The organism is Pannonibacter phragmitetus DSM 14782, assembly GCF_000382365.1.
Taxonomy (GTDB): Bacteria; Pseudomonadota; Alphaproteobacteria; order Rhizobiales; family Stappiaceae; genus Pannonibacter; species Pannonibacter phragmitetus.
The window spans coordinates 335,031-358,172 of sequence record NZ_KB908217.1 but is presented as its reverse complement, the minus strand read 5'-3'; the positions used below and the strand labels follow the sequence as shown (position 1 = coordinate 358,172).

The window sequence follows — 23,142 nt, the reverse complement described above, 5'->3', positions numbered from 1 at the left end:
CAGCACCACAAGCATCTGAAGTCGACCAACATGCTCGAGCGCCTCAACGAGGAGATAAGACGCCGAACCTATGTCGTGCGCATCTTCCCCAACACCGAAAGCTGCCTGCGCCTCGTCAGGGCCCTAGCTGTCGAAACCAACGAAAACTGGATGGAGGCCAACCGCTACATCAACATGGACGATCTCAAGGAGCACAAAAAGCTCCAACTCCGAAAAGCAGCATGACCAGATTCATGGCCGCCCAAATTGCAGAACTTGACGCACACGACCGCCATACGTCAAAACGGTCAGCAGTGGATGGCCGCATGGCCTTGCCGTTCTCTGACGCGGTCACCCCGGGCGGAGCGCCTCGCTCTGACACCACCCCATGCAAAAGGCGGGCACATGGCCCGCCTCATCCTCATCCGATCTGACTTCAGCCGCGCCCGCGCGTCAGGGTCAGGGTGATCCAGCCGTTCTTTTCAAAGCGCCGCACAAGGCGGAAGCCCTGCGTGCCATAGGCGAAGAGGATGCGCGGGCCGTCCTCGATTCGCAGGCCCGAGAGCACCAGCGTGGCATCGCCGGTCATGCGGGCAGAGATGCTTTTGGCCATCTGCATCAGCGGACGGGCCAGAATGTTGGCAATCACCAGATCAAACGGACCGTATTCGGCAAAGCGCCGGTCTTCCACGCCAGCCGCCGTAAAGGTGCGCACGAAATTGCCCACACCGTTCAGCACCGCGTTTTCAGCTGCCGTCTGCGTTGCCACCGGATCGATGTCGCTGGCAATCACCTGCTGGCGCGCGAGCTTGGCCGCCGCGATGGCCAGAACGCCGGTGCCGGTGCCAATGTCGAGGATCTTGTCAAAACGCCAGTGGGTCAGAAGACGGCTGATCTCGCGCAGACAGCCTTCCGTGGTGGCGTGGTGCCCGGTGCCAAAGGCAAGCGCGGCCTCGATTTCGATGCCGATGCTGCCCGCTGGCACAGTGCCGCGGTCATGGCTGCCGTGGATGAGAAAGCGGCCTGCCGGGACGGGTGCCAGGCCCTCAAGGCTCTTCTCCACCCAGTTCAGATCCTCAAGCACCTCGGCTTCCACCGGCGCGGCAAAGGCATCAGCGCCCAGCCGGTCCTTCAGCTCATCGGCTGCCTCATCCGGCTCCATGCCGAACATGAGGATTTCGACCGCCCAGACCGAGCCATCCGGCACGAATTCATAGACCGTGACCGGATTGCCATCGTCCTCATAGGCCTGTTCCACGATCCCGTAGATACGCTTGGCTTCCAGTTCGGCGGCACAGATCCGCACTCTCACAGTCTGCATGAAATCCTCGGCAGCTTGGCAATGACGTGGCCGATATAGCCCCAGCGGCCCCAAACAGCCAGCCTATTCGGGCGGCAGTTGCCTGAAGACCGCAGGAAACCAGCGTGCGGCCCTGCGCTCAATGCCGCTCGACGAAGCTGTCGATCACCCGCTTTTCACCGGCCTTCTCGAAATCGATGGTCAGCTTGTTGCCCTCGATCGTCCTTATGGCGCCATAGCCGAACTTGATGTGGAACACCCGTTCGCCAATCTCGAACTCTGACGGCTTGTCCGCCACGGAGCGGGCCACAAGCTCGCCCTCGATGGTCAGCGGACCTTGCGCCCGGCTGCGGGCAGAGCGCATGTCGCCGCGCCGCCCGTAGTCCTCGCCGCCCGCCCGCGCCTTCTGCGCCCGCTGCCAGCCTGGTGTCGAATAGGTGTTCTGGAAGGCATCGCGGCTGTCGAAGCGTGACACGCCGTAGCTGTTGCCCCCGCCATAGCCACCGCCGCTGTAGCCGCCGTAGCGGCTGGAGCTTTCGACCACCTCAACATGATCCTCCGGCAGCTCATCGAGAAACCGCGAGGGAATGCTCGACTGCCAGGAGCCATGAATGCGCCGGTTGGAGGCAAACCAGATCTTCGCCCGCTGCCGTGCCCGGGTGATTCCCACATAGGCAAGCCGCCGCTCCTCCTCCAGCCCGGCGCGGCCGCCATCGTCCAGCGCCCGCTGATGCGGGAAGAGACCTTCTTCCCACCCCGGCAGGAACACCGTGTCGAACTCCAGCCCCTTGGCCGAATGCAGCGTCATGATCGATACGGCATCGGCCGCATCGGCCGAATCCCGGTCCATGACGAGGGCGATATGCTCCAGGAACCCCGGCAGGGACTCGAACTCTTCCATGGAACGGATGAGTTCCTTGAGGTTGTCGAGCCGGCCCGGCGCCTCGGCGGACTTGTCCTGCCGCCACATGGCCGTGTAGCCGCTCTCGTCCAGAATGATTTCCGCCAGTTCGGAATGCTTGACGCGGGTGAGCTGCGCCCGCCAGCGGTCGAGATCAGCCAGCAGATCCGTGAGCGCCTTGCGTGCCTTGGGCTTGATCTCTTCCGTGCGGCACAGCTGCGTTGCCGCCTCGATCAGCGGAATGCGCTGCGCCCGGGCCAGTTCGTGCACGATCTTCAGCGTCGCCTCGCCAAGGCCACGCTTGGGCGTGTTGACGATGCGCTCAAACGCCAGATCGTCGGCCGGCTGCACCACGCAGCGGAAATAGGCCATGGCATCACGGATTTCGAGCCGCTCATAGAAGCGCGGGCCGCCGATGACCCGGTAATTCAGCCCCAGCGTAATGAACCGGTCTTCAAACTCGCGCATCTGGAAGGACGCGCGCACCAGAATGGCAATCTGGTTGAGCGAATGCCCCTTGCCCTGCAGCGCCTCGATTTCATCGCCGATGGAGCGGGCCTCTTCCTCCGAATCCCAGGCAGAGGCCACCGTCACCAGTTCGGCTTCCGGGTCCTTGTCATCGGTGAACAGTGTCTTGCCCAGCCGTCCCTCGTTATGTGCGATCAGGTGCGAGGCCGCACCCAGAATGTGGCTGGTGGAGCGGTAGTTCCGCTCCAGCCGGATGACGAGCGCACCGGGGAAATCGTGCTCGAAGCGCAGGATGTTGTCCACCTCCGCGCCGCGCCAGCCGTAGATGGACTGGTCGTCGTCGCCCACGCAGCAGATGTTGGCATTGCCCTGCGCCAGGAGCCGCAGCCACAGATACTGCGCCACGTTGGTGTCCTGATACTCATCCACCAGCATGTAGCGGAAGCGGCGCTGGAAATCCTTCAGCACGTCCGGCTGGGTCTTGAACAGGGTGATGCAGTGCAGCAGCAGGTCGCCGAAATCCGCCGCATTGAGCACGGACAGCCGGTCCTGATACTCTTCGTAAAGCTTGCGCCCCTTGCCATTGCCAAAGGAGCGGGCCTCGCCTTCCGGAATGTCCTTCGGTGTCAGGCCGCGGTTCTTCCAACTGTCCACCTGAGAGGCGAACATGCGCGCCGTCCAGCGCTTTTCATCCAGTCCTTCGGCCTGGATCACCTGCTTCATCAGGCGCAGCTGATCGTCGGTGTCGAGGATGGTGAAGCTGCTCTTCAGACCCACCAGCTCCGCGTGGCGGCGCAGGATCTTCACGCAGATGGAGTGGAACGTGCCGAGCCAGGCCATGCCCTCCACGCCCTCACCCACATAGCGGGCGATGCGCTCCTTCATCTCGCGCGCCGCCTTGTTGGTGAAGGTCACCGCGAGGATCTGCGAGGGATAGGCCCGGCCGCTCGCCAGAATATGCGCAATGCGTGTGGTCAGAACCCGCGTCTTGCCGGTGCCCGCGCCCGCCAGCACCAGAACCGGCCCGTCGGCACTTTCCACCGCCTGCCGCTGTTCCGGATTAAGGCCATTGAAATAATCCGGCACCCCGCCCTGCTGCGCAGCCCCCTGCCGCGCCGCCAGAGCCCGCGCCGCAATACCGCCGCCTTGCGGCTTGTGGGCCGCAACAGGCGCTGATCCAGGCCCAAACCCGGCATCATACTCAGCGTCAATCTCGCTCCAGTCGTCGGAAAAACCGGGAGGCACAGTCATTCATCCAGCCAAGGTTCGGGTGCATCTCATGGAGAACAATATAGCAACAATCACGGCAAGAGCGAGGCTTTGGGGGGAATATAATGGGGGAAAGGAGATCAGAGAACTGCGGTTGGCCACCTATCGCAGTGTCATCCCCGCGCAGGCGGGGATCCAGTAGCCCCGGTGTTTGATGTCTTATGCACCGGGCTTACTAGATCCCGGTCTTGCCGCTGCGCACCAAACCGGGATGCCCAGTACCAGCGCCCTCACCCGCCAACCAGATCGAACCAGCCGTCTTCCGTGATCACCTCGATGCCCAGATCCTGGGCCGTCTTGAGTTTGGAGCCGGCGCCCGGGCCGGCAACTACGAGGTCGGTTTTCTTCGATACCGAGCCGGCGACCTTTGCGCCCAGCCGTTCGGCCATGGCTTTTGCCTCGTCGCGGGTCATGCGCTCCAAGGAGCCGGTGAAGACGACGGTCTTGCCCGCAACCGGCGAGCCTTCGGCGCTGATCTTCTCGGCGTCCTGCGGCGTCACTTCGGCCAGAAGCGCGGCAAGGGCCTCGCGGTTGTGATCTTCGCCAAAGAACTGCACCACCGCCTCGGCCACGGTTTCGCCAATGCCGTCGATGGCATTGAGCTCTGCCCAGGCTTCGCTGCTGCGGTCCTGCGCAGCTTCCATGGCGGCGGAAAAGGCGGAGAAGGAGCCATAGGCGCGGGCGAGAAGCTTGGCGTTGCCCTCGCCCACATGACGGATGCCGAGCGCGAAGATGAAGCGGTTGAGATCGATGCGGCGGCGGGCGTTGATCGCCTCGAACAGGTTCTTCGCTGATACGGCGCCCCAGCCTTCACGGTTGCGCAGCTTGGTCAGCGCCAGTTTGTCACGCGCTTCCAGCGTGAAGATCTCCGCCGGGCTGCGCACCAGCCCCTCGGCGAAGAAGGCGTCGACCTGCTTGTCGCCAAGGCCCTCGATGTCGAAGGCATTGCGGGAGACAAAGTGCTTCAGCTTTTCGGAAGCCTGCGCCGGGCAGACGAGGCCGCCGGTACAGCGGCGCACGGCATCCGGACGACCCGTCTTGCTGTTGATCTCCCGCACCGCATGGCTGCCGCAGGCCGGGCACACAACGGGGAAGACAAAGGCCGTGGCATCCGCCGGGCGGCGTTCCAGATCCACCGCAATCACCTGCGGAATCACGTCCCCCGCGCGCTGGATCTGCACAGTGTCACCGATGCGCAGGTCCACGCCAGCACGGATCGGCTCGCCATCGGTGCCGATGCCCTTGATGTAATCCTCGTTGTGCAGCGTTGCATTGGAGACGACCACACCGCCCACCGTCACCGGCTCAAGCTTGGCGACAGGCGTCAGCGCGCCGGTGCGGCCGACCTGGATCTCGATGTCACGCAGGATGGTATAGGCCTTCTCGGCCGGGAATTTGTGCGCAATCGCCCAGCGGGGCGAGCGGGAGACGAAGCCGAGCCGCTGCTGCAGGTCCAGCCGGTCCACCTTGTAGACGACACCATCGATGTCATAGCCAAGGCTGGCGCGGTCTTCCTCGATGCCGTGATAGACGGCCAGAAGCTCCTCGACGCTGGTGCAGCGGACCATGCGCGGGTTGATGGCAAAGCCCCAGCCGCCGAAGCGGCGGACCATGTCGAACTGGGTGTCACAGGGCACCTCGCTCATCTGCCCCCAGGCATAGGCAAAGAAGCGCAAGGGGCGCGAGGCGGTGATCTCCGGGTTGAGCTGGCGCAGGGAGCCGGCCGCCGCATTGCGCGGATTGGCAAAGACCTTGCCGCCATTCCCGGCCATGCGGGCATTGAGGGCCGCAAAATCCGCGTGGGACATGTAAACCTCGCCGCGCACTTCCACCACCTCCGGCACTCCGGCGGGCAGTGCGTGGGGAATATCGGCGATGGTGCGGGCATTGGCGGTCACGTTCTCGCCCACAGCACCGTCACCGCGTGTCGCAGCACTGACCAGAACACCCTTCTCGTAGCGAAGCGACAGGGACAGCCCGTCAATCTTCGGCTCGGCCGTCACGGCAAGCTCGCCCATCAGCGGATCGAACTTCAGGAAGCGGCGGACCCGGCCCACGAAATCGCGCACATCCTCGTCGGCAAAGGCATTGTCGAGGGACAGCATCGGCAGCGCATGGGTGACCTTGCCGAAGCCATCGGCAGGTGCTGCTCCCACCCGTTCGGACGGGCTGTCGGTCCGCATCAGCTCCGGAAAGCGCGCCTCGATGGCGGCGTTGCGCTGGCGCAGGGCATCATAATCCGCATCGGAAATGACCGGCGCATCCTCGCCGTGATAGCGCGCATCATGGAAAGCAATCTCGCTGGCGAGCCGCTGCAACTCGGCAGCCGCCTGCTCAAACGTCAGGGTCTCGACGGCGGTGTTGGCGTTGGAGCTGTCAGTCCCGGTCATGGCAGTCTTCCACAAAGCGGCAGCCCGAGGGTCAAAGGCCCGGCCGCCAAAAAAATCATACACCGATGGAACCGGAAGCGGGGCGACCGTGTTCATCTCCTGAACGGACGATTTAAAGCCAGATGAAAGAGAGTCCAAGATGCTCGCAGGCAACAATTCAGCAAAGCTTCGCTTTATCAGCGGTAATGCCGGATGGTTCGTAGCCGGTGCTCTCGCTGTAGCTCTGGCCGGCATTGCCCTCTACGCTGCGCAAGGCGGCTTCGGCAAGGAAGACAAGACTGTGATCGAGCTGTCTATCCCGAATGTGGGTCAAAGCAAGATCGAGCTGCCGAATCTGCAGGAAGGTCCGATGACAACGCCGACGACACGGGAGTAATCCCCGCACAAGGCGGACGCAAACCCCTCCAAGTCAGGTGAAACACCCCCGCACCTGGCCTTCATGGCCCACGCTCCACGCAAGCCCCCAACTCAGCCCGGAGCGTGGGTCATGAGCTTTTCAGCCGCCGCACGGGCTTCATCGGTGATGACGCTGCCCGCCAGCATCCGGGCGATTTCCTCGCGCCGGTGCGCATCCTCAATCGGGGTGATGCGGGTGGCCACCCGGTCCTCGGCAACCGCTTCCTTCGAAATCAGCAAATGACCATTGGCACGGGCTGCAACCTGCGGCGCGTGCGTCACCGTCAGCACCTGCACGGAGCGGGCAAGCCGCGCAAGACGCAGGCCGATGGCCTCGGCCACGGCACCACCGACGCCGGTGTCAATCTCGTCGAACACCAGCGACGGAACCGATCCGCTGTCGGCCAGCGACACCTTGAGCGCCAGCAGGAAGCGGGACAGCTCGCCGCCTGAGGCAACTTTCATCATCGGGCCGGGGCGCGTGCCGGGGTTGGTCTGCACCCAGAACTCCACCGTATCGATGCCGCTTGCCGACCGGTTCTCCGGGTCACTGGTCATCTCGACGATGAAGCGCGCCCGCTCCAGCTTCAGCGCCGGAAGCTCGGCAGCAACAGCCGCCTCCAGCGCACGGGCGGCCGTGGCGCGGCGGGCGGAAAGGTTTGCCGCGAGGCCATCAAAGGCCTTGCGCGCCGTTTCAGCGGCCGCCGCCAGCGCATCCAGCTTTTCCTCGCCTGCATCCAGATCGTTGAGATCTGCAGCCATCTTCTGGCGCAGGGCCGGCAGCTCATCCACCTGCACGGAAAACTTGCGGGCCGCAGCGCGCAGGGCAAACAGCCGCTCTTCGGCGGCCTCCAGCTCGCGCGGATCGAAATCCGTCTCGCGGATGGCAGCTTCAAGACCGGAACGCGCTTCCTCGAGGTTGTCGAGAGCCGTTGCCAGCGCAGCCACCGGACTTGAGAGCAGCTTCGGCGCCTGATCGGCCTTGCGCTCCAGACGGCGCAGGAGGCTGGATAATTCCGGGATTGGCGACGCACCGCCGTTCAGCGTTTCATATGCCTCGTTGAGGTCGGTGGCGATCTTCTCCACCTGCATCATCTCGGCCCGGCGCAGCGCCAGCGCCTCTTCCTCACCCTGCTTCGGATCTAGGGTCTTCAACTCATCGACGGCGGAACGCAGGAAATCAGCTTCGCGGCGGGCAGCCTCAATGCGGGCCTTGTGGTCGCGCAGCGCCTTCTCCGCCTTGCGATAGGCTGAAAAGGCCGCTTCCACCGCCGTCAGTTCGCCCTGCAGCACGCCAAAGGCATCCAGCAGCAGGCGGTGGCTTTCGGGATCTACAAGCGCACGCTCGTCATGCTGGCCATGCACCTCGACCAGCATCTGCCCTGCCTGCCGGAGAAGGCCGACGCTGACGGGCTGATCATTGATGAAGGCGCGGCTGCGGCCATCGGCAGTCTGGATACGGCGCAGGATGACATCGCCATCATCCGGCACGTCATTCTCGCGAAGCAGAGCGCGGACGGGATGGGCGCCCGCAACATCGAAGACGGCGGCCACCTGCCCCTGCGCCTCACCGTGGCGCACAAGCCCGGCATCCCCCCGCCCGCCAAGGGCAAGGGTGAGAGCGTCAAGAAGGATGGACTTGCCCGCACCGGTTTCACCGGTCAGCACAGTCATACCGCCGGAAAACTCGATGTCGAGCCGGTCGATGAGGACGATATCGCGAATGGACAGCGTCGCCAGCATGTGAAATTGCCCCGCCCTGATGACCCGGAATCCGGATCAGAACACATTCACCCCCTGGAAGGCGCGGCTGATCCAGCTCGACTTGTTCTCGGAGGGCTCATATCCGCCCTTCTGCAACAGCGAGAAAGCGTCCTTGTACCACTGGCTGTCAGGATAATTGTGACCGAGGATGGCCGCAGCGGTCTGCGCCTCGTTTACCACACCCAGCGCGTAATAGCCTTCCGTCAGACGGAACAGGGCTTCCTCGACATGGCGGGTGGTCTGATAGTTGATCACCACCGTCTTGAACCGGTTGATCGCGGCGATGTAGTTGCGCCGCTCCAGATAGTAGCGGCCAACCTGCATTTCCTTGCCCGCCAGCTGGTCTTCCGCCATCAGCAGCTTCGCCTTGGCGTCCGGCGTGTACTCGCTGTCCGGATAGCGCTGGATCAGCTCGCTGAAGGTCTGAGCAGCCTGCTCGGTGATCTTCTGGTCGCGGGTGATGTCCGGGATCTGGCGCTGATAGGACTGGCCTTTCAGATACAGCGCATAAGCCGCATCTTCACTGCCCGGATAGAGCGTGATGAAGCGGTCTGCAGCCGTGATCGTCTCGGCGTAGCGGCCCAGCGAGAAATTGATGTAGGCGAGGTTGATCAGCGACTTCCGGGCGTACTCGGAATAGGGGTAGACCTTATCCACCTCGGAGAACTTCTTGCCGGCATCGCTCAGGCGGCCCGCATTGCGCAGCGCCAGGCCCTCGTTGAACAGCACTTCGGCCGGGGTGTCGTCCAGCGCCAGGTCGTCATCGTCCTTGGATGCGCAAGCCGACAGGGTCAGTGCACATACCAGCATGATCGAGCCAAGAAGGGCAGTCTTTCTGCCGGAACGCTTGCCAGCCTCTGTTGCCATGTTTCGCAGCACGCCTCACCACTCCTTGCCCGAGTTATGCATGAGCCCCCTGCCCAGGGGCCACAGTCCGGTTACCAAACACGTTCCTCGCTAAGGCTTTTAGCGGAACCGGACGGCATTCGTCACGCCGTGTGTCGTCTTTTTTGAGCTTTTTTGTGACCGTAGACAAAGAGCGGGCGCCTCCCGGGCGCCCTCACTCGAATGACTTGTGCAAAAAACTCAGGAAACCTCAGGGCCGAAGGCCGCTGCAGCCAGCCCGGACCGCTCGACATTGCCATGTTCGCGCCATGACGGAGCCTCGACAATTTCGAACACATCCTGCCCTGCCTTGCTGAACAGCTCCGCCAGAATGGCCACATTCATGCGGTGTCCGGCCTTGTAAGAGCGGTAGAGACCGAGAATCGGCAGGCCGGCCAGAGCCAGATCACCAACCGCATCCAGCGTCTTGTGACGGACGAATTCGTCAGCCCAGCGGGTGCCTTCGGGGTTGAGCACCCGGTCATCGGCAACGGCGACGGAATTCTCCAGCGACGAGCCACGGGCAAAGCCCATCGCCCACAGCTTCTCGACTTCCTTGACCTGTCCAAAGGTGCGGGCGCGCGACACTTCCTTTCGGAACACATCCGGAGTCATGTCGCTGGCAAAGGTCTGACGGCCGATCAGCGGCGTCTCGAATTCGATGGTCACCTCGAAACGGGTGCCGGAATAGGGCAGAAGCTCGCACCAAGCGCCATTCTGCTCAAAGCGGACCGGCTTCTTGATTCGCAGATAGCGGCGGCCGCGGTCGAGGCGCTTCAGGCCCACCTGGTCGATGGCTTCCACGAAGGCGGCCGCGCTGCCGTCCATGATCGGCATTTCCGGCCCGTCCATTTCGACGATGACATTGTCAACGCCGAGGCCGCGCAGGGCTGCCATCAGATGCTCGACCGTGGACACGCCGTTGCGGGCAGGATCGGCCATCACGGTGCAGAGCGCCGTTGCCGTCACATGATCCCAGCGGCCGGGAATGTCCGTCTGCAGGTCGTCGCTTACGTCCGTGCGGTGGAAGACGATACCCGTTCCAGCATCTGCGGGCAGAAGGGTCACCGAGGCCGGCGTGCCCGAATGGACGCCAATGCCTGTCAGTGTCACCTGATCCGCCACAGTGGTCTGGAAATCAAGACGGTTGGTCATTCGGGTCTGCCTATGCCGGTACCGCGGTCAAAGTGTCATTCCGAAAACTGAAATGACTTTGGCTACCGCGCGTTAACGCTTCTGGAACTGGCAGCACAATAGCCCCGGCAGGGCCAAGTCAGAAATAAAGCTTTATTACGGTTTGTAACGCGAATCCGGACATCAACATATTGAATTCGCTACGGAACCCTCCAGACACAAGGAAACGGCCTGACACATTCCGTGTCAGGCCGTCCAAGGGAAGAAGGGTCAGGGGAGACTCAGTTCGACTGACGGCGCAGGAACGCCGGGATCTCGAGCTGGTCTTCCTCGCTGTGCACCTGCGGACGCGCCGGGGCGCGGCCCTGCATGTCAAGCTGACCGGCAGCACCGGCCGGACGGCCCTGCTGGGCCGGAGCCATCTGCGGCATGCGCGGAGCCGGACGCATCTGCGGCTGGGGAGCGGCGGCCGGAGCACGCGGGGTCATGACGGGAGCAGCCTCATGCGCGGCATGCTCTTCATGATCTTCGCGGCGGGACAGACCGCTGGCCAGACGGCGCAGCAGACCCATCGGACGGCGGTCATCGCCATGCTCTTCCATGTCGAGCGCAGGCGCTGCCATCGGCTGCGGTGCAGGAGCAGGAGCCGCCGGGGCAACAGCTTCGGGGCGCTGCGGCTGACGGGCCATCAGCTCACGCTGGGCGATCGGCGGGAAGTCTTCCACGCGCGGCATGCGCGGTGCAGCCATCGGCTGTTCGGCAGCCGGGGTCTCGAACGGAACGGCGGCCTGGACCGGCTGCTGAACCATCGGCTGCAGCGGAGCTGCCGGCATTTCGGCCTGGACCGGAGCGGGGATTACGGCTTCGGCTGCGGGACGAAAGGATTTGGCTTCCACAGCCTCGCTCACCTGAGCAGCCGGAGCCGGCTCGTTGATTGCCAGTTCACGCTCAAGGCTGGCCAGAGCGCGGGAAGCTGCATCCTGCTGGAAGCTGGTCACGGCCGGACGCTCAACGGGACGCTCGGGCTGACGCGGAGCGGTGTTGATGACCGGACGGGCGACGGGCTCGGTCTTCGGTGCCGGAATGGCATCGAATTCACCGTTTCCCATCAGCAGTTCCTTGTCGATGCCGGTGGCGACGACGGAAACGCGGATGATGCCATCCATGCTTTCATCGAAGGTCGCGCCCAGAATGATGTTGGCGTCTGCGTCCACTTCCTCACGGATGCGGGTGGCTGCTTCATCGACTTCGAACAGGGTCAGATCGTTACCGCCCGTGATCGAGATGAGCAGGCCCTTGGCGCCCTTCATCGAGGTCTCGTCGAGCAGCGGGTTGGCAATGGCAGCTTCGGCTGCCTGCTGGGCGCGGTTCTCGCCCGATGCTTCGCCGGTGCCCATCATCGCCTTGCCCATGCCGCGCATGATCGAGCGCACGTCAGCAAAGTCGAGGTTGATGAGACCTTCCTTGACCATCAGGTCGGTGATGCAGGCCACGCCCGAGTAGAGCACCTGGTCAGCCATCGCGAAAGCGTCGGCGAAGGTGGTCTGGGCATTGGCGATGCGGAACAGGTTCTGGTTCGGAATGACGATCAGAGTGTCGACATTGCGCTGCAGTTCCTGGATGCCGGATTCGGCGATGCGCATGCGGCGCGCACCTTCGAACTGGAACGGTTTGGTCACCACACCTACCGTCAGTATACCCTGGGCGCGAGCCGCCCGGGCAATGACGGGGGCAGCGCCCGTACCGGTGCCACCGCCCATACCGGCGGTGATGAACACCATGTGCGAGCCGGACAGGTGGTCATTGATTTCGTCGATGACCTCTTCGGCAGCAGCGCTGCCGACTTCCGGCTGGGAACCGGCACCGAGGCCTTCGGTCACAGCCACGCCCATCTGGATCAGGCGTTCTGCGTGGTTCATGGCAAGGGCCTGCGCATCCGTGTTGGCTACGACAAAGTCGCAGCCCTGCAGGCCGGCCGTGATCATGTTATTGACGGCGTTTCCGCCCGCGCCGCCGACGCCGAAAACCGTGATCCGCGGCTTCAGCTCCTGAATGTCGGGCATCTTCAGGTTGATGGTCATTCTATCCTCGCGACCCTAAAGGAGCACCCGGTTCTCGGGGGCTCCGCATTCTTCCCTTTGAAGTTCGCCGTTTCCGGCAGTTTCCCCTGACGCGGATGCCGCGTCAGAAGCTGTCCCTGATCCACTGGCCGACACGGGCCAGGTAACCCGTGCTGCCGCCCCATCCAGACCGCCTGTGTTTCGGCTGAAACTGTTCGATCTGGGAGACTTGCGGATAAATCAGCAACCCGACCGAGGCGGCGAATGCCGGCCCCTTGGCTGCATCCGGCAGTCCGGCCACCCCGAGCGGCCGTCCGAGCCGGACATTGCGGCCGATCACCCGGCGCGCAACTTCACTCAATCCCGTCAGCTGGCTCGCCCCGCCCGTAAGGACGATCTGCTTGCCGACGCGCCCGGCAAAGCCGGAGGCCGTCAGCCGGTCACGGACCAGCTCCAGGATTTCCTCTACCCGCGGACGCACGACCCGGATAAGGGCCGAGCGCGGGATCTGATGCGGCAGGTCACCTTCCACCGGCGGGATCGTGAGCATCTCACGGTCATCCACGCTGGTCGGCAGGGCCGAACCATGAAGGGTCTTCAGACGCTCGGCGTCCGAAAGGCGCATGGCAAAGGCCCGCGCAATGTCAGTCGTCACGTGCTGGCCGCCAACAGCGATGGCATCCAGATGCACCATCTGCCCTTCGACGAAGACGGACAGGGTCGTGGTGCCGCCGCCCATGTCGACGCAGGCGACGCCCAGCTCGGCTTCGTCATCCACGATGGTGGACAGGCCGCTGGCGTAAGGCGTCGCCACCAGCGTCTCCACGTGCAGGTGGCCGCGGTTGATGCAAAGCTCAAGATTGCGGACCGGCGGCACTTCGGTGGTGACGACCTGCATGTCGACGCCAAGCTTCATGCCCAGCATGCCGCGCGGATCACGGATGCCGCGGTTGCCATCCAGCGAATAGGAGATCGGCAGCGCATGATTGACCGCCCGGCCTTCCATCACCGTATGCGACGACCCGGCAACCAGAACACGCTGGATATCGGCTTCGCTCACAGCATCACCGGCCAGCGGCACGGTGGCGCTGAAGATCTCGCTCTGCAGGCGGCCGCAGCTGACGTTGGCGATGACGGATTCCACCGTCACGCCGGCCATGCGCTCGGCTGCATCCACGGCCAGGCGGATTGCCTGCTCGGCGGCATCCATGTCCACCACCACGCCGGACTTGATCCCGCGCGAGCGCTGGTAGCCGTAGCCCAGAACCTCAATGGCATGGGACCGGCCAGCGAGCACGGAACCTTCGGCACGCGGCGTCAGCTTGGCGATGAGGCAGCAGATCTTGGTGGAGCCCACATCAAGCACGGACATTACAACGGCGCGGCGCCCCGGAAGGGGGCGCATGCGCGGCAGATAGAGGGTGGAACCGGTGCGGCTCATGTGTTGGCACCCCCTCTTGCAACTTTCTTGTTTCCGTCCAGCGCGTCACGGCGGCGCTGCGCGGCTTCATCCGTCAGCCGCACCACGACGCGGTCGGGCAGGCGCAGATCGATGGCGGCAATGTCACGGGCCAGAATGGCGCTTTCCTTGTCCATCTTCACCACTGCAGCAAGCGCCTTGGCCGGGTCTTCTTCCGGCAGGCGGATGGTGATGCCGTTCTCGAGCATGAGATCCCAGCGGCGCTGGCCGATGAGATAAGCAGCGCGCACACGCGGACGCAGCTCAGGCTCGCTCTCAAGGGCCTTGAGGATTTCACCCGCACGGGTCTGGGCCCCGTAGTTCACCACGAGCAGCAGATTGGCATAGCGCCCATCCACATCATCGGTGATCACTTCGCCCTGCTCGGTCACGATGGACACCGTATTGCCGCGCTGCCACAGGGCGTAAGGCACCCACTCGTCAATCGTGACCTTCACCGTGTTCGGGTAAAGCTTCATGACCGAGGCGGACTTGACCCAAGGGTTCTGCTTCAGGCGCGCGCGCGCGGCATCCGCATCGAAGAGCACCAGCGAATCACCCTCTTCCAGCGCAAGGGCATCGAGGATCTGATATTCGGCAACTTCACGCTGACCGGACAGCTTCACCGCCTCGACGCCCAGACCGGCCGCGCTGATGAGAGACTGCGCGACCATGCGCCCATGACCGCCCAGAATGACACCATACGTGATGGTGGCAGCCAGGAAGGCCACGGCAGATACGGTGCCGGTCCAGCGGGGCAGATCGGCAATCCAGCCCGCCTGCCGCCAGACAGGGCGGCGCCGCAGCCGCGGAACACCGCGCCCGCGCGGCGCCAGCTCCGCTTCCAGCGGATAAGCACTGACCATACCGGCTTTGCGCCTCAGCGAGAGCAACTTGCGTCCTCCACCATCCAGGTGACGAGGTCCCCGAAATCACGGCCAGCGTAGGCGGCAAGTTCCGGAACCAGCGAGGTTGGGGTCATTCCAGGTTGAGTGTTAACTTCCAGGCAGATCAGGGTACCCGACCCATCCGGACGCTCATCGAAGCGGAAATCCGCCCGCGAAACACCCCGGCAGCCGAGCGCACGATGCGCTGTTAAGGTAAGTTTCTGTACTTCTTGGTAAATAAAGGGTGAAAGTTTTGCAGGAAGGATGTGAACAGAGCCACCTTCCGCATATTTCGCATCAAAATCGTAGAAACCGTGCCCTTTTGGCACAATGTCGATAACTCCAAGCACCTCATCTCCCATCACCGCGCAGGTCAGCTCGCGGCCAGGAATGTAGGTTTCGCACATCATTGTGTCCGGATACGGCCAGTCGTCGCGCGTCAGCTCCTGCGGCGGATGCGGCTGATCTTCCTTAACGATGAGCACGCCGAAGCTGGAGCCTTCGTTAATCGGCTTGATCACATAGGGCGGGCGCATCGGGTGCTCATGCCCCACATCCCGCCGGTTGAGGATCAGATGCTCCGTGACAGGCACCCCATGCGCCGCCATCACGGCCTTGGCCTTCACCTTGTTCATGGCAAGGGCAGAGGCCATCACGCCGGAATGCGTGTAGGGGATGTTCATGATCTCGAGCAGGCCCTGGATGCAGCCATCCTCACCAAAGGGGCCATGCAGGGCATTGAAGGCCACATCCGGCTTCAGTTCAGCCAGACGGGCTGCGATGGAACGGTCAACATCGACGCGCGACACCCTGAAGCCGCGCGCTTCCAGCGCATCGGCGCAGGCATTGCCGGACGAAAGGCTCACCGGCCTCTCGTGCGCCCACCCGCCCATCAGTACCGCGACATGCTTACCCGTCATTTCCACCGACTCACTCAAACAAACGTGAGCCCATAAGATGCTGCCCAAATTGGTAAGGAAACGTTAACCAAGCCGTTAAGGAATGCATTAACACCTTGTTGCCTGCACAGTGTGATTCAAATGCAACAGGGATAGGGCTGAGGCTGTGGAGTTCTGGGGTGGGGCTGAATTCGCCCCTCCCCTCAATCCAGGAACGGGCTGATTTCTTCGCCGGGGAGGAACTGCCCGAGGCGCTTGATTTCCCACTCAAGCTCCACACCCGAATGCTCACGCACACGGCGGCGGACGGTTTCGCCCAGAAGCTCCAGATCGTGGCCGGTCGCCGTGCCGGTGTTGATCATGAAATTGCAGTGCATCTCCGACATCTGCGCCCCGCCGACAGTCAGCCCGCGGCATCCGGCAGCGTCGATCACCTTCCAGGCAGAGTTGCCCGGAGGGTTCTTGAAGGTGGAGCCGCCGGTCTTCTCGCGGATCGGCTGGGCGCGCTCGCGGTGGGCAACGACTTCGGCCATTTCGGCGCGGATCTTTGCCTCATCCTCGACCGGCCCTTCAAAGACCGCGCTGGTGAAGACAAGACCCTGCGCTGCCGAGCTGTGGCGGTAGCTGTAGCCCATGTCCGCATTGGTTAGCACCTGGCGCGCGCCCCTGCGATCGATGGCGGTGACTTCCACCAGACGGTTGCAAGTCTCGGTGCCATGGGCTCCGGCGTTCATGCGCAGCGCGCCACCGATGCCGCCTGGAATACCGGTGTAGAAGGCGAAGCCGCCAATACCCGCTTCAGCTGCCGCTTCCGCCAGCCTCTTGTCCGGCACGGCAGCCCCCGCACGGATACGCCCGCCGTCCAGCACTTCGACAGCGCCGAAACCGCGCGCGCCAAGCCGGATCACCACGCCTTCAATGCCCCCGTCCCGCACCAGCAGGTTGGAGCCGAGGCCGATGGTCAGAACCGGGATTTCTTCCGGCAGCACGGACAGGAACTGCGCCAGATCCTCTTCGTCTGCGGGCTGGAACAAAAGCTGCGCCGGGCCGCCTGCCCGTAGCCAGGTGACGGCGGACAGCGGCTGATTGGCCGTCAGTTTGCCGCGCAGCCCCCCGAACCGGGAGCCGAGGCTTGCCAGAAGATCGGGAAAGCTCACGCCCCCTCTCCCTTGCCAAGGGCTTCCAGTTGACCCGGCAGCGCATGCGCCCACTGGGTGATGTTGCCAGCACCGAGGCAAACAACGTAGTCGCCCGGCTTGGCAAGGCCCGCAATGACGCCCGCGAGCGCCTCAGGCCCCTCAAGCGCGATGGCCGAGCGGTGGCCATGGGTCTTGAGGTTGGAGACGAGACTGTCACGATCGATGCCTTCAATCGGCTGCTCACCGGCCGCATAGACCGGAGCCACGATCACCGTGTCCGCGTCGTTGAAGCAGGTGGAGAAGTCCTCGAACAGGCTGGCGAGGCGGGAGTAGCGGTGCGGCTGCACCACGGCGATCACCCTGCCCTTCGCCGATTCACGCGCGGCCCTCAGCACGGCGCGGATTTCCACCGGGTGGTGGCCATAGTCATCGAAGAACTCGGCGCCGTTCCAGGTTCCCGTGTGGGTGAAGCGGCGCTTGACGCCGCCGAACCCGGCCAGCCCCTTGCGGATGGCATCGGCGGAAATGCCCAGACGGTTCGCCACCGCAATGGCAGCCGTTGCGTTGGAAACATTGTGCAGCCCCGGCATGGGCAGCACCAGATTGTCCATGACCTCGCTCGTGCCGGATCTCCGGTTCTGCAGGATCACGCGGAAGCTCGACTTTCCGCCGGCCATCGACACATCGGCAAAGCGCACATCCGCCTGCGGATTGGCACCATAGGTGACGATGCGCTTGTCCTCGATCTGGCCGACGAGCGTCTGCACTTCCGGGTGGTCGAGGCACATCACGGCAAAGCCGTAGAAGGGCACGTTCTCGACGAAATGCCGGAAAGCCGCGCGCACCCCGGCAAAGTCGCCGTAGTGGTCGAGGTGCTCCGGATCGATGTTGGTGACAATGGCGATATCGGCGGGCAGCTTGACGAAGGTGCCGTCGCTTTCGTCCGCTTCCACCACCATCCATTCGCCATCACCCATGCGGGCGTTGGTGCCATAGGCGTTGATGATGCCGCCGTTGATCACGGTCGGGTCCATGCCGCCAGCCTCCAGCAGCGCCGCCACCAGCGAGGTGGTCGTCGTCTTGCCGTGGGTGCCGCCGATGGCAATGGCCTGCTTGAAGCGCATCAGCTCAGCCAGCATTTCGGCACGGCGGACAACCGGGATCAGCTTCTCGCGGGCGGCGATCAGTTCCGGATTGTCGCGCTTGATGGCGGAGGAGACGACCAGAACTTCAGCACCGCCAAGGTTTTCCGCCTTGTGGCCGATGAAGACCGGAATGCCCTTCTCGCGCAGGCGCAGCACATTGGCGCTCTCGGACATGTCCGAGCCCTGAACGGTGTAGCCGAGCGTGTGCAGCACTTCGGCAATGCCGCTCATCCCGATGCCCCCGATGCCGACGAAATGCACCGGCCCCAATTCACGCGGCATCTTCATGCGCGGTCTCCTTTGTCTGTTGTGGTTGCGCCAGCGGTCTCTTCCACCAGATCGGCAAGGCGGGCAACCGCATCGGGTTTGCCCTGCCCGCGCGCGGCAGCGGCGGCGGCTTGAAGGGTGGATGGCTCATCCATGAGCCGGGTGAGTTCTGCGGCAAGGCGCTGCGGCGTCAGATCCTTCTGCGCCACCGGCCAGGCCCCGCCCACGGCTTCCAGCACGCGGGCATTGTTGCTCTGGTCCTGATCCAGCGCATTGGGCAGCGGCACCAGGATCGACGGCCGGCCGATGACGGACAACTCGCTGACGGAGGACGCGCCGGAACGGCAGATGACAAGGTGCGAAGCGGCAATCCTCGCCGGCATGTCGCGGAAGAAGGGCGCAAGCTCCGCCGAAAGCCCAAGCGCTTCGAAGGCGCTCTTCACCCGCTCCATGTCTTCCGGACGGCACTGCTGCACCAGCTTCAGCCGGGCGCGGTGTTCCGGGGACAGAAGCTTCACCGCTTCCGGCATCACGTCCGAGAAGAACCGTGCGCCTTGCGAGCCGCCGAACACCAGCAGATGAAACACGCCGCCTGCCTGTGGCACCGCATAGGGCACGCTGGCGGCTTCCACCACCGGCGGGCGCACCGGATTGCCGGTCTCGCGGATCTTCGGGGCGAGCGCTGCATCCGGATTGACCAGCGTCAGGCTGGTGGCGACACGGGTGACGCCCTTGGCCAGCATCCGGTTGGCCCGGCCCATCACGGCATTGGCCTCGTGCAGGATCGACGGCACGCCCGTCAGCCGTGCTGCCATCATCGGCGGAAAGGTGGGATAGCCGCCAAAGCCGACGACAACGGCAGGCCTGATCTGCCGGATGACACGGCGGGCCTGCAGCGTGCCGCGCGCAAGGCTCAGAACCGTCTTGATCAGGGCAACGGGCGACTTCGAGCGCAGGGTTTCGGAGGCGATGATATGCACCTCGCGCGCTGGAAAGCTGGTGCCGTAGCGGTCGGCGCGCTCGTCCGTCGCCAGATCCACGGTCCAGCCCCGCCGCACCAGCTCATGCGCCAGCGCTTCGGCAGGGAACAGGTGACCGCCGGTGCCACCGGCCGTCAGGAGAATGGTCTTGCTCATTGAATACCCGGCTGAATGAGCTGCGACGCCGGCACACGGGCCACCGTCACGCTGTCACTGTGCAGCGGCCGCGGCTTGCGGCGCGACAGGGCCAGAATGAAGCCCGCCGTCAGCGCCGTCGAAAGCAGCGAGGAACCGCCGTAGGAAATGAAAGGCAGCGTCATGCCCTTGGCAGGCATGAGGTTGAGGTTCACCATCAGGTTGATCGTCGCCTGCAGGCCGAACATGATCGTAAGCCCGGCCGTCGCCAGCCGCGAGAAGGCATCCTGGTCCCGCCCCGCATTGCGCAGGCCACGCAGGATGATGAAGGCGAAGAGCGACACCAGCAGCATGCAGACGATGATGCCGAACTCCTCGGCCACCACGGCAAAGATGAAGTCGGTGTGGCTGTCCGGCAATCCGCGCTTGACGATGCCCTCACCCGGCCCCTTGCCGAACCAGCCGCCCGACAGGAACGCCTCACGGGCGCGGTCGATCTGATAGGTATCGCCCGACTCGGGATCGAGGAATCTGTTCACGCGCGTGGTCACGTGCGGCAGCAGGAAATAGGCCGAGGCAAGACCGGCAACGCCCACCCCGCCCAATCCGATGATGGCGATCCACGGCAGGCCGTTCATGAAGAACAAACCGCCCCAGACGAGACCGATCAACATAGTCTGGCCGAAGTCGGGCTGCGCCACCAGCAGCGCCGCGCACATGGCGAAGAGCAGGGCGGACAGAACCATGCCCGGCACTTCGCGGCGGCGTCCGCTTTCCGACAGCAGAAAGGCGACCAGCACGACGAAGGCAGGCTTGAGGAATTCGGAGGGCTGCACCGAGAAACCGGCAATGTTGATCCAGCGGCGGGCGCCCTTCACTTCGGCGCCGACGAAGAGCGTCGCAACCAGAAGCGCAAGCGACACGCAAAAGAGCAGCAAGGCCCCCCGGCGCACCATTCGCGGCGACATCAGCGAGACGCCGAACAGCACGACGACCGCCAGCGGCAGGAACATGGCCTGCCGCTTGACGAAGTAATAGCTTTCCACACCGATGCGCTCGGCCACCGGGGGACTGGCCGCAAAGGACAGCACGACGCCGCCGATCATGAGCAGGACGAACAGCGCGAGAAGGATGTGGTCAACCGTCCACAGCCACTCGGCCAGCACACCACGATCAGCGCGAGAAACCATCAGGCATCCTCCGTCTTTTCCGGCACCGCCAGCAGGGCCCGGACGCTTTCGGCAAACGCATCACCACGCACTTCAAAATTCGGATACTGGTCGAACGAGGCACAGGCCGGCGACAGCATGATCACCTTCTCGGCCTGCGGGTCGAGCGCCGCATCCGCTGCCGCCCGCTGCACCGCCACGTCCAGCGTACCGCTGATCTCGTAGGGCACCTTGCCGTCCAGCGTGCGGGCAAACTCCTCGGCCGCCTCGCCGATCAGATAGGCCCGGACAATGCGCGGAAAGAACTCGCCCAGCGGCTCGATGCCGCCCGACTTCGGCTTGCCGCCCGCGATCCAGTAAAGCCGGGGATAGCTCGCCAGCGCCCAGGCCGTGGCATCCGCGTTGGTCGCCTTGCTGTCATTGATGAACAGCGTGCCCTCATGCCGGGCGATGATCTGCATCCGGTGCTTAAGGCCGGGGAAGCTCTCGAGCCCTGCAGCAAGCTCCTGCGGTGCCACTCCAAGCGCCAGCAGTGCAGCACAGGCGGCCGCCGCGTTCTGGGCATTGTGCTGGCCGCGAAGCGACGGCGCGCGCGACAGATCGGCAATGACCGTCTCTACGCCCTTGTCCGCGCAGATCAGCAGGCCATCACGGGCAAAGACGCCATGAGTTTGCGTCTGATGGCCGGAGATGCGGCGCACATCGTGCCCGGCCGCTTCCAGCCGGTCTGCAATGGCTGCACTCATCTCGTCATCCACGCCGACGATGGCGGTGCGGGCCGCAGCAACGAGCCGCTCCTTGATGCCGGCATAGTTCTCCATGGTCCCGTGCCGGTCGAGATGATCCGGCGACAGGTTCATGTGAATGCCGGCCGTGGGGGCGAGGCCGGGAGCAAGGTCGATCTGATAGGACGAGCACTCGATGACATAATGCCGGTGCGGCGCCAGAGGGGCGAGGTCGAACACCGGCGTGCCGATGTTGCCGCCCATCTGCACGTCCCGGCCCAGCGACTTCAGCAGATGCGTGGTCAGCGCCGTTGTGGTGGACTTGCCATTGGTGCCGGTGATGCAGATCAGCGGGGCATCCGGGCACAGGAGCGCCCTTTCGCGCGAAAACAGCTCGATGTCGCCAATGACTTCGACGCCCGCGTCACGCGCGAGCTCCACCGTCCAGTGCGGCTCGGGGTGGGTCAGCGGCACACCGGGAGACAGCACCAGCGCCGTCAGGCCCTTCCAGTCGAGTTCGGCCAGATCGCGGGCCTCAAGGCCTTTGGAACGGGCAAGATCATTGCGCGCAGGCGCATCGTCCCAGACGATGACATGCGCCCCGCCATCCTTCAGCGCCAGCGCACTGGAAAGGCCCGAGCCGCCAAGCCCGAAGAGCGCTACCTTTTTTCCCTTGAAGCAGGTGACCGGGATCATGACCGCCTCACCTCAGCTTCAGGGTGGCAAGGCCGACGAGGGCGAGAACCACGGCGATGATCCAGAAGCGGATCACCACCTGGGACTCGGTCCAGCCCAGCTGCTCGAAATGATGATGGATCGGCGCCATGCGGAACACACGCTTGCCGGTCAGCTTGAAGGAGGCCACCTGCACGATGACGGACACCGCCTCCAGCACGAACAGCCCGCCAACGATGGCCAGCACGATCTCGTGCTTGGTAACGACTGCAATTGCACCAATCATCCCGCCAAGGGAGAGCGAGCCCGTGTCGCCCATGAAGATGGCGGCCGGAGGCGCGTTGAACCAGAGGAAGCCAAGCCCCGCGCCCATCACGGCGCCGCAAAGCACCGCAAGCTCACCCGTGCCGGGCACGTGGTGGATCTGCAGATACTCGGCAAAGACCGCGTTGCCCGACAGATAGGCGATGAGGGCGAAAGTGGCCGAAGCAATCATCACCGGCACGATGGCCAGCCCGTCCAGGCCGTCCGTCAGGTTTACCGCATTGCCTGCGCCGACAATAACGAAGGCAGCGAAGGGAATGAAGAAAATGCCGAGGTTGAGCAGCAGGTCCTTCACGAAGGGGAAAGAGATGGACGTGGCGAAGGTGCCCTTGTCCAGCATGGTCACGGCCAGCGCCGCCAGACCGGCAATCAGGAACTCGATACCGAGGCGCGCCTTACCGCTGAAGCCCTTGTGAGTGGCCTTCGTCACCTTCAGATAGTCATCATAAAATCCGATGGCACCGAAGCCGACGGTGACCCACAGCACGATCCAGACATATGGATTGCGCAGATCTGCCCACAGCAGGGTGGAGACGATGAGGCCGGACAGGATCATCAGCCCGCCCATTGTCGGCGTGCCCTTCTTGGTCAGAAGGTGGCTCTGCGGCCCGTCTTCACGGATGGGCTGGCCCTTGCCCTGACGCAGGCGGAGGCCCGCAATGATGCGCGGCCCGAACAGGAACACGAAGAACAGCGCCGTCATGATGGCACCGCCCGTGCGGAACGTGATGTACTTGAAGACGTTCAGCGCAGAAACCTGGCCGGACAGTTCACCGAGAAGATAGAACATTT

General features: G+C 63.9%; 18 protein-coding genes. 2 read left to right on the top strand and 16 right to left on the bottom strand.

Features of this window, described 5'->3' with window-relative positions:
* Positions 1 to 225: IS256 family transposase (locus H163_RS0108445; RefSeq protein WP_026355630.1), on the top strand; the 225-nt coding region annotated here is incomplete at its 5' end.
* A gap of 190 nt (positions 226 to 415) precedes the next feature.
* On the opposite strand, the gene H163_RS0108440 is transcribed toward H163_RS0108445, so the two are convergent.
* The 3 genes from H163_RS0108440 to ligA all read right to left on the bottom strand — a co-directional run bounded on the left by H163_RS0108440 (position 416) and on the right by ligA (position 6,307).
* A complete protein-coding gene (locus H163_RS0108440; RefSeq protein WP_026355629.1) occupies positions 416 to 1,300 on the bottom strand; it encodes a 50S ribosomal protein L11 methyltransferase in 885 nt (294 codons plus the stop codon).
* 118 nt (positions 1,301 to 1,418) lie between these two features.
* Entirely contained in the window at positions 1,419 to 3,899 is a 2,481-nt protein-coding gene (locus tag H163_RS0108435) for an ATP-dependent helicase (protein ID WP_019964134.1), read from the bottom strand.
* A gap of 248 nt (positions 3,900 to 4,147) precedes the next feature.
* A complete protein-coding gene (gene ligA / locus H163_RS0108430) occupies positions 4,148 to 6,307 on the bottom strand; it encodes an NAD-dependent DNA ligase LigA (RefSeq protein ID WP_019964133.1) in 2,160 nt (719 codons plus the stop codon).
* Between the two features lie 139 nt (positions 6,308 to 6,446).
* Between ligA and H163_RS0108425 the strand changes: the two genes are divergently transcribed.
* Positions 6,447 to 6,683: a hypothetical protein gene (locus H163_RS0108425; protein ID WP_019964132.1), complete on the top strand. Its 237-nt coding sequence runs from the start codon at positions 6,447 to 6,449 to the stop codon at positions 6,681 to 6,683.
* Between the two features lie 92 nt (positions 6,684 to 6,775).
* On the opposite strand, the gene recN is transcribed toward H163_RS0108425, so the two are convergent.
* The 13 genes from recN to mraY form a co-directional block, all read right to left on the bottom strand.
* Positions 6,776 to 8,446, bottom strand: a complete 1,671-nt coding sequence (gene recN / locus H163_RS0108420) for a DNA repair protein RecN (RefSeq protein WP_019964131.1) — start codon at positions 8,444 to 8,446, stop codon at positions 6,776 to 6,778.
* A gap of 36 nt (positions 8,447 to 8,482) precedes the next feature.
* A complete protein-coding gene (locus H163_RS0108415; protein WP_019964130.1) occupies positions 8,483 to 9,334 on the bottom strand; it encodes an outer membrane protein assembly factor BamD in 852 nt (283 codons plus the stop codon).
* Between the two features lie 219 nt (positions 9,335 to 9,553).
* On the bottom strand, positions 9,554 to 10,507 hold the full coding sequence (lpxC, locus tag H163_RS0108410; protein ID WP_019964129.1) for a UDP-3-O-acyl-N-acetylglucosamine deacetylase: 954 nt from the start codon (positions 10,505 to 10,507) through the stop codon (positions 9,554 to 9,556).
* A gap of 260 nt (positions 10,508 to 10,767) precedes the next feature.
* Complete coding sequence (gene ftsZ / locus H163_RS0108405) at positions 10,768 to 12,567, bottom strand: cell division protein FtsZ (protein ID WP_019964128.1); 1,800 nt, start codon at positions 12,565 to 12,567, stop codon at positions 10,768 to 10,770.
* A gap of 103 nt (positions 12,568 to 12,670) precedes the next feature.
* Positions 12,671 to 13,987, bottom strand: coding sequence for a cell division protein FtsA (gene ftsA / locus H163_RS0108400; RefSeq protein ID WP_019964127.1), 1,317 nt, complete (start codon positions 13,985 to 13,987; stop codon positions 12,671 to 12,673).
* Positions 13,984 to 14,871: a cell division protein FtsQ/DivIB gene (locus H163_RS0108395; protein ID WP_019964126.1), complete on the bottom strand. Its 888-nt coding sequence runs from the start codon at positions 14,869 to 14,871 to the stop codon at positions 13,984 to 13,986. Before H163_RS0108395 ends, ftsA begins: the two co-directional genes overlap by 4 nt.
* 14 nt (positions 14,872 to 14,885) lie before the next feature.
* Positions 14,886 to 15,812, bottom strand: coding sequence for a D-alanine--D-alanine ligase (locus H163_RS0108390; protein WP_019964125.1), 927 nt, complete (start codon positions 15,810 to 15,812; stop codon positions 14,886 to 14,888).
* 182 nt (positions 15,813 to 15,994) lie between these two features.
* Positions 15,995 to 16,948 (bottom strand): UDP-N-acetylmuramate dehydrogenase, encoded by a 954-nt coding sequence (gene murB, locus H163_RS0108385; protein WP_019964124.1) that lies wholly within the window; start codon positions 16,946 to 16,948, stop codon positions 15,995 to 15,997.
* Positions 16,945 to 18,363 (bottom strand): UDP-N-acetylmuramate--L-alanine ligase, encoded by a 1,419-nt coding sequence (gene murC / locus H163_RS0108380; RefSeq protein WP_019964123.1) that lies wholly within the window; start codon positions 18,361 to 18,363, stop codon positions 16,945 to 16,947. Before murC ends, murB begins: the two co-directional genes overlap by 4 nt.
* Positions 18,360 to 19,478 carry an undecaprenyldiphospho-muramoylpentapeptide beta-N-acetylglucosaminyltransferase gene (gene murG / locus H163_RS0108375; RefSeq protein ID WP_019964122.1) on the bottom strand — a complete coding sequence of 373 codons (1,119 nt, stop codon included), beginning with the start codon at positions 19,476 to 19,478 and terminating at the stop codon, positions 18,360 to 18,362. The genes murC and murG overlap by 4 nt, the downstream gene beginning before the upstream one ends.
* Positions 19,475 to 20,647 carry a putative lipid II flippase FtsW gene (gene ftsW, locus H163_RS0108370; RefSeq protein WP_026355625.1) on the bottom strand — a complete coding sequence of 391 codons (1,173 nt, stop codon included), beginning with the start codon at positions 20,645 to 20,647 and terminating at the stop codon, positions 19,475 to 19,477. The genes murG and ftsW overlap by 4 nt, the downstream gene beginning before the upstream one ends.
* On the bottom strand, positions 20,647 to 22,047 hold the full coding sequence (gene murD, locus H163_RS0108365; RefSeq protein ID WP_019964120.1) for a UDP-N-acetylmuramoyl-L-alanine--D-glutamate ligase: 1,401 nt from the start codon (positions 22,045 to 22,047) through the stop codon (positions 20,647 to 20,649). The genes ftsW and murD overlap by 1 nt, the downstream gene beginning before the upstream one ends.
* A gap of 7 nt (positions 22,048 to 22,054) precedes the next feature.
* Entirely contained in the window at positions 22,055 to 23,140 is a 1,086-nt protein-coding gene (gene mraY, locus H163_RS0108360; protein WP_019964119.1) for a phospho-N-acetylmuramoyl-pentapeptide-transferase, read from the bottom strand.
* Positions 23,141 to 23,142: the final 2 nt, after the last annotated feature.

Bases quoted from the DNA above. Each gene is read 5' to 3' on its own strand.
- H163_RS0108395 (WP_019964126.1), bottom strand. From the start codon at position 14,871: ATGGTCAGTGCTTATCCGCTGGAAGCGGAGCTGGCGCCGCGCGGGCGC.
- murD (WP_019964120.1), bottom strand. From the start codon at position 22,047: ATGATCCCGGTCACCTGCTTCAAGGGAAAAAAGGTAGCGCTCTTCGGG.
- ftsW (WP_026355625.1), bottom strand. From the start codon at position 20,647: ATGGTTTCTCGCGCTGATCGTGGTGTGCTGGCCGAGTGGCTGTGGACG.
- H163_RS0108425 (WP_019964132.1), top strand. From the start codon at position 6,447: ATGCTCGCAGGCAACAATTCAGCAAAGCTTCGCTTTATCAGCGGTAAT.
- murG (WP_019964122.1), bottom strand. From the start codon at position 19,478: ATGAGCAAGACCATTCTCCTGACGGCCGGTGGCACCGGCGGTCACCTG.
- lpxC (WP_019964129.1), bottom strand. From the start codon at position 10,507: ATGACCAACCGTCTTGATTTCCAGACCACTGTGGCGGATCAGGTGACA.
- ftsA (WP_019964127.1), bottom strand. From the start codon at position 13,987: ATGAGCCGCACCGGTTCCACCCTCTATCTGCCGCGCATGCGCCCCCTT.
- H163_RS0108435 (WP_019964134.1), bottom strand. From the start codon at position 3,899: ATGACTGTGCCTCCCGGTTTTTCCGACGACTGGAGCGAGATTGACGCT.
- ftsZ (WP_019964128.1), bottom strand. From the start codon at position 12,567: ATGACCATCAACCTGAAGATGCCCGACATTCAGGAGCTGAAGCCGCGG.
- mraY (WP_019964119.1), bottom strand. From the start codon at position 23,140: ATGTTCTATCTTCTCGGTGAACTGTCCGGCCAGGTTTCTGCGCTGAAC.
- H163_RS0108440 (WP_026355629.1), bottom strand. From the start codon at position 1,300: ATGCAGACTGTGAGAGTGCGGATCTGTGCCGCCGAACTGGAAGCCAAG.
- H163_RS0108390 (WP_019964125.1), bottom strand. From the start codon at position 15,812: ATGACGGGTAAGCATGTCGCGGTACTGATGGGCGGGTGGGCGCACGAG.
- ligA (WP_019964133.1), bottom strand. From the start codon at position 6,307: ATGACCGGGACTGACAGCTCCAACGCCAACACCGCCGTCGAGACCCTG.
- H163_RS0108415 (WP_019964130.1), bottom strand. From the start codon at position 9,334: ATGGCAACAGAGGCTGGCAAGCGTTCCGGCAGAAAGACTGCCCTTCTT.
- recN (WP_019964131.1), bottom strand. From the start codon at position 8,446: ATGCTGGCGACGCTGTCCATTCGCGATATCGTCCTCATCGACCGGCTC.
- murC (WP_019964123.1), bottom strand. From the start codon at position 18,363: ATGAAGATGCCGCGTGAATTGGGGCCGGTGCATTTCGTCGGCATCGGG.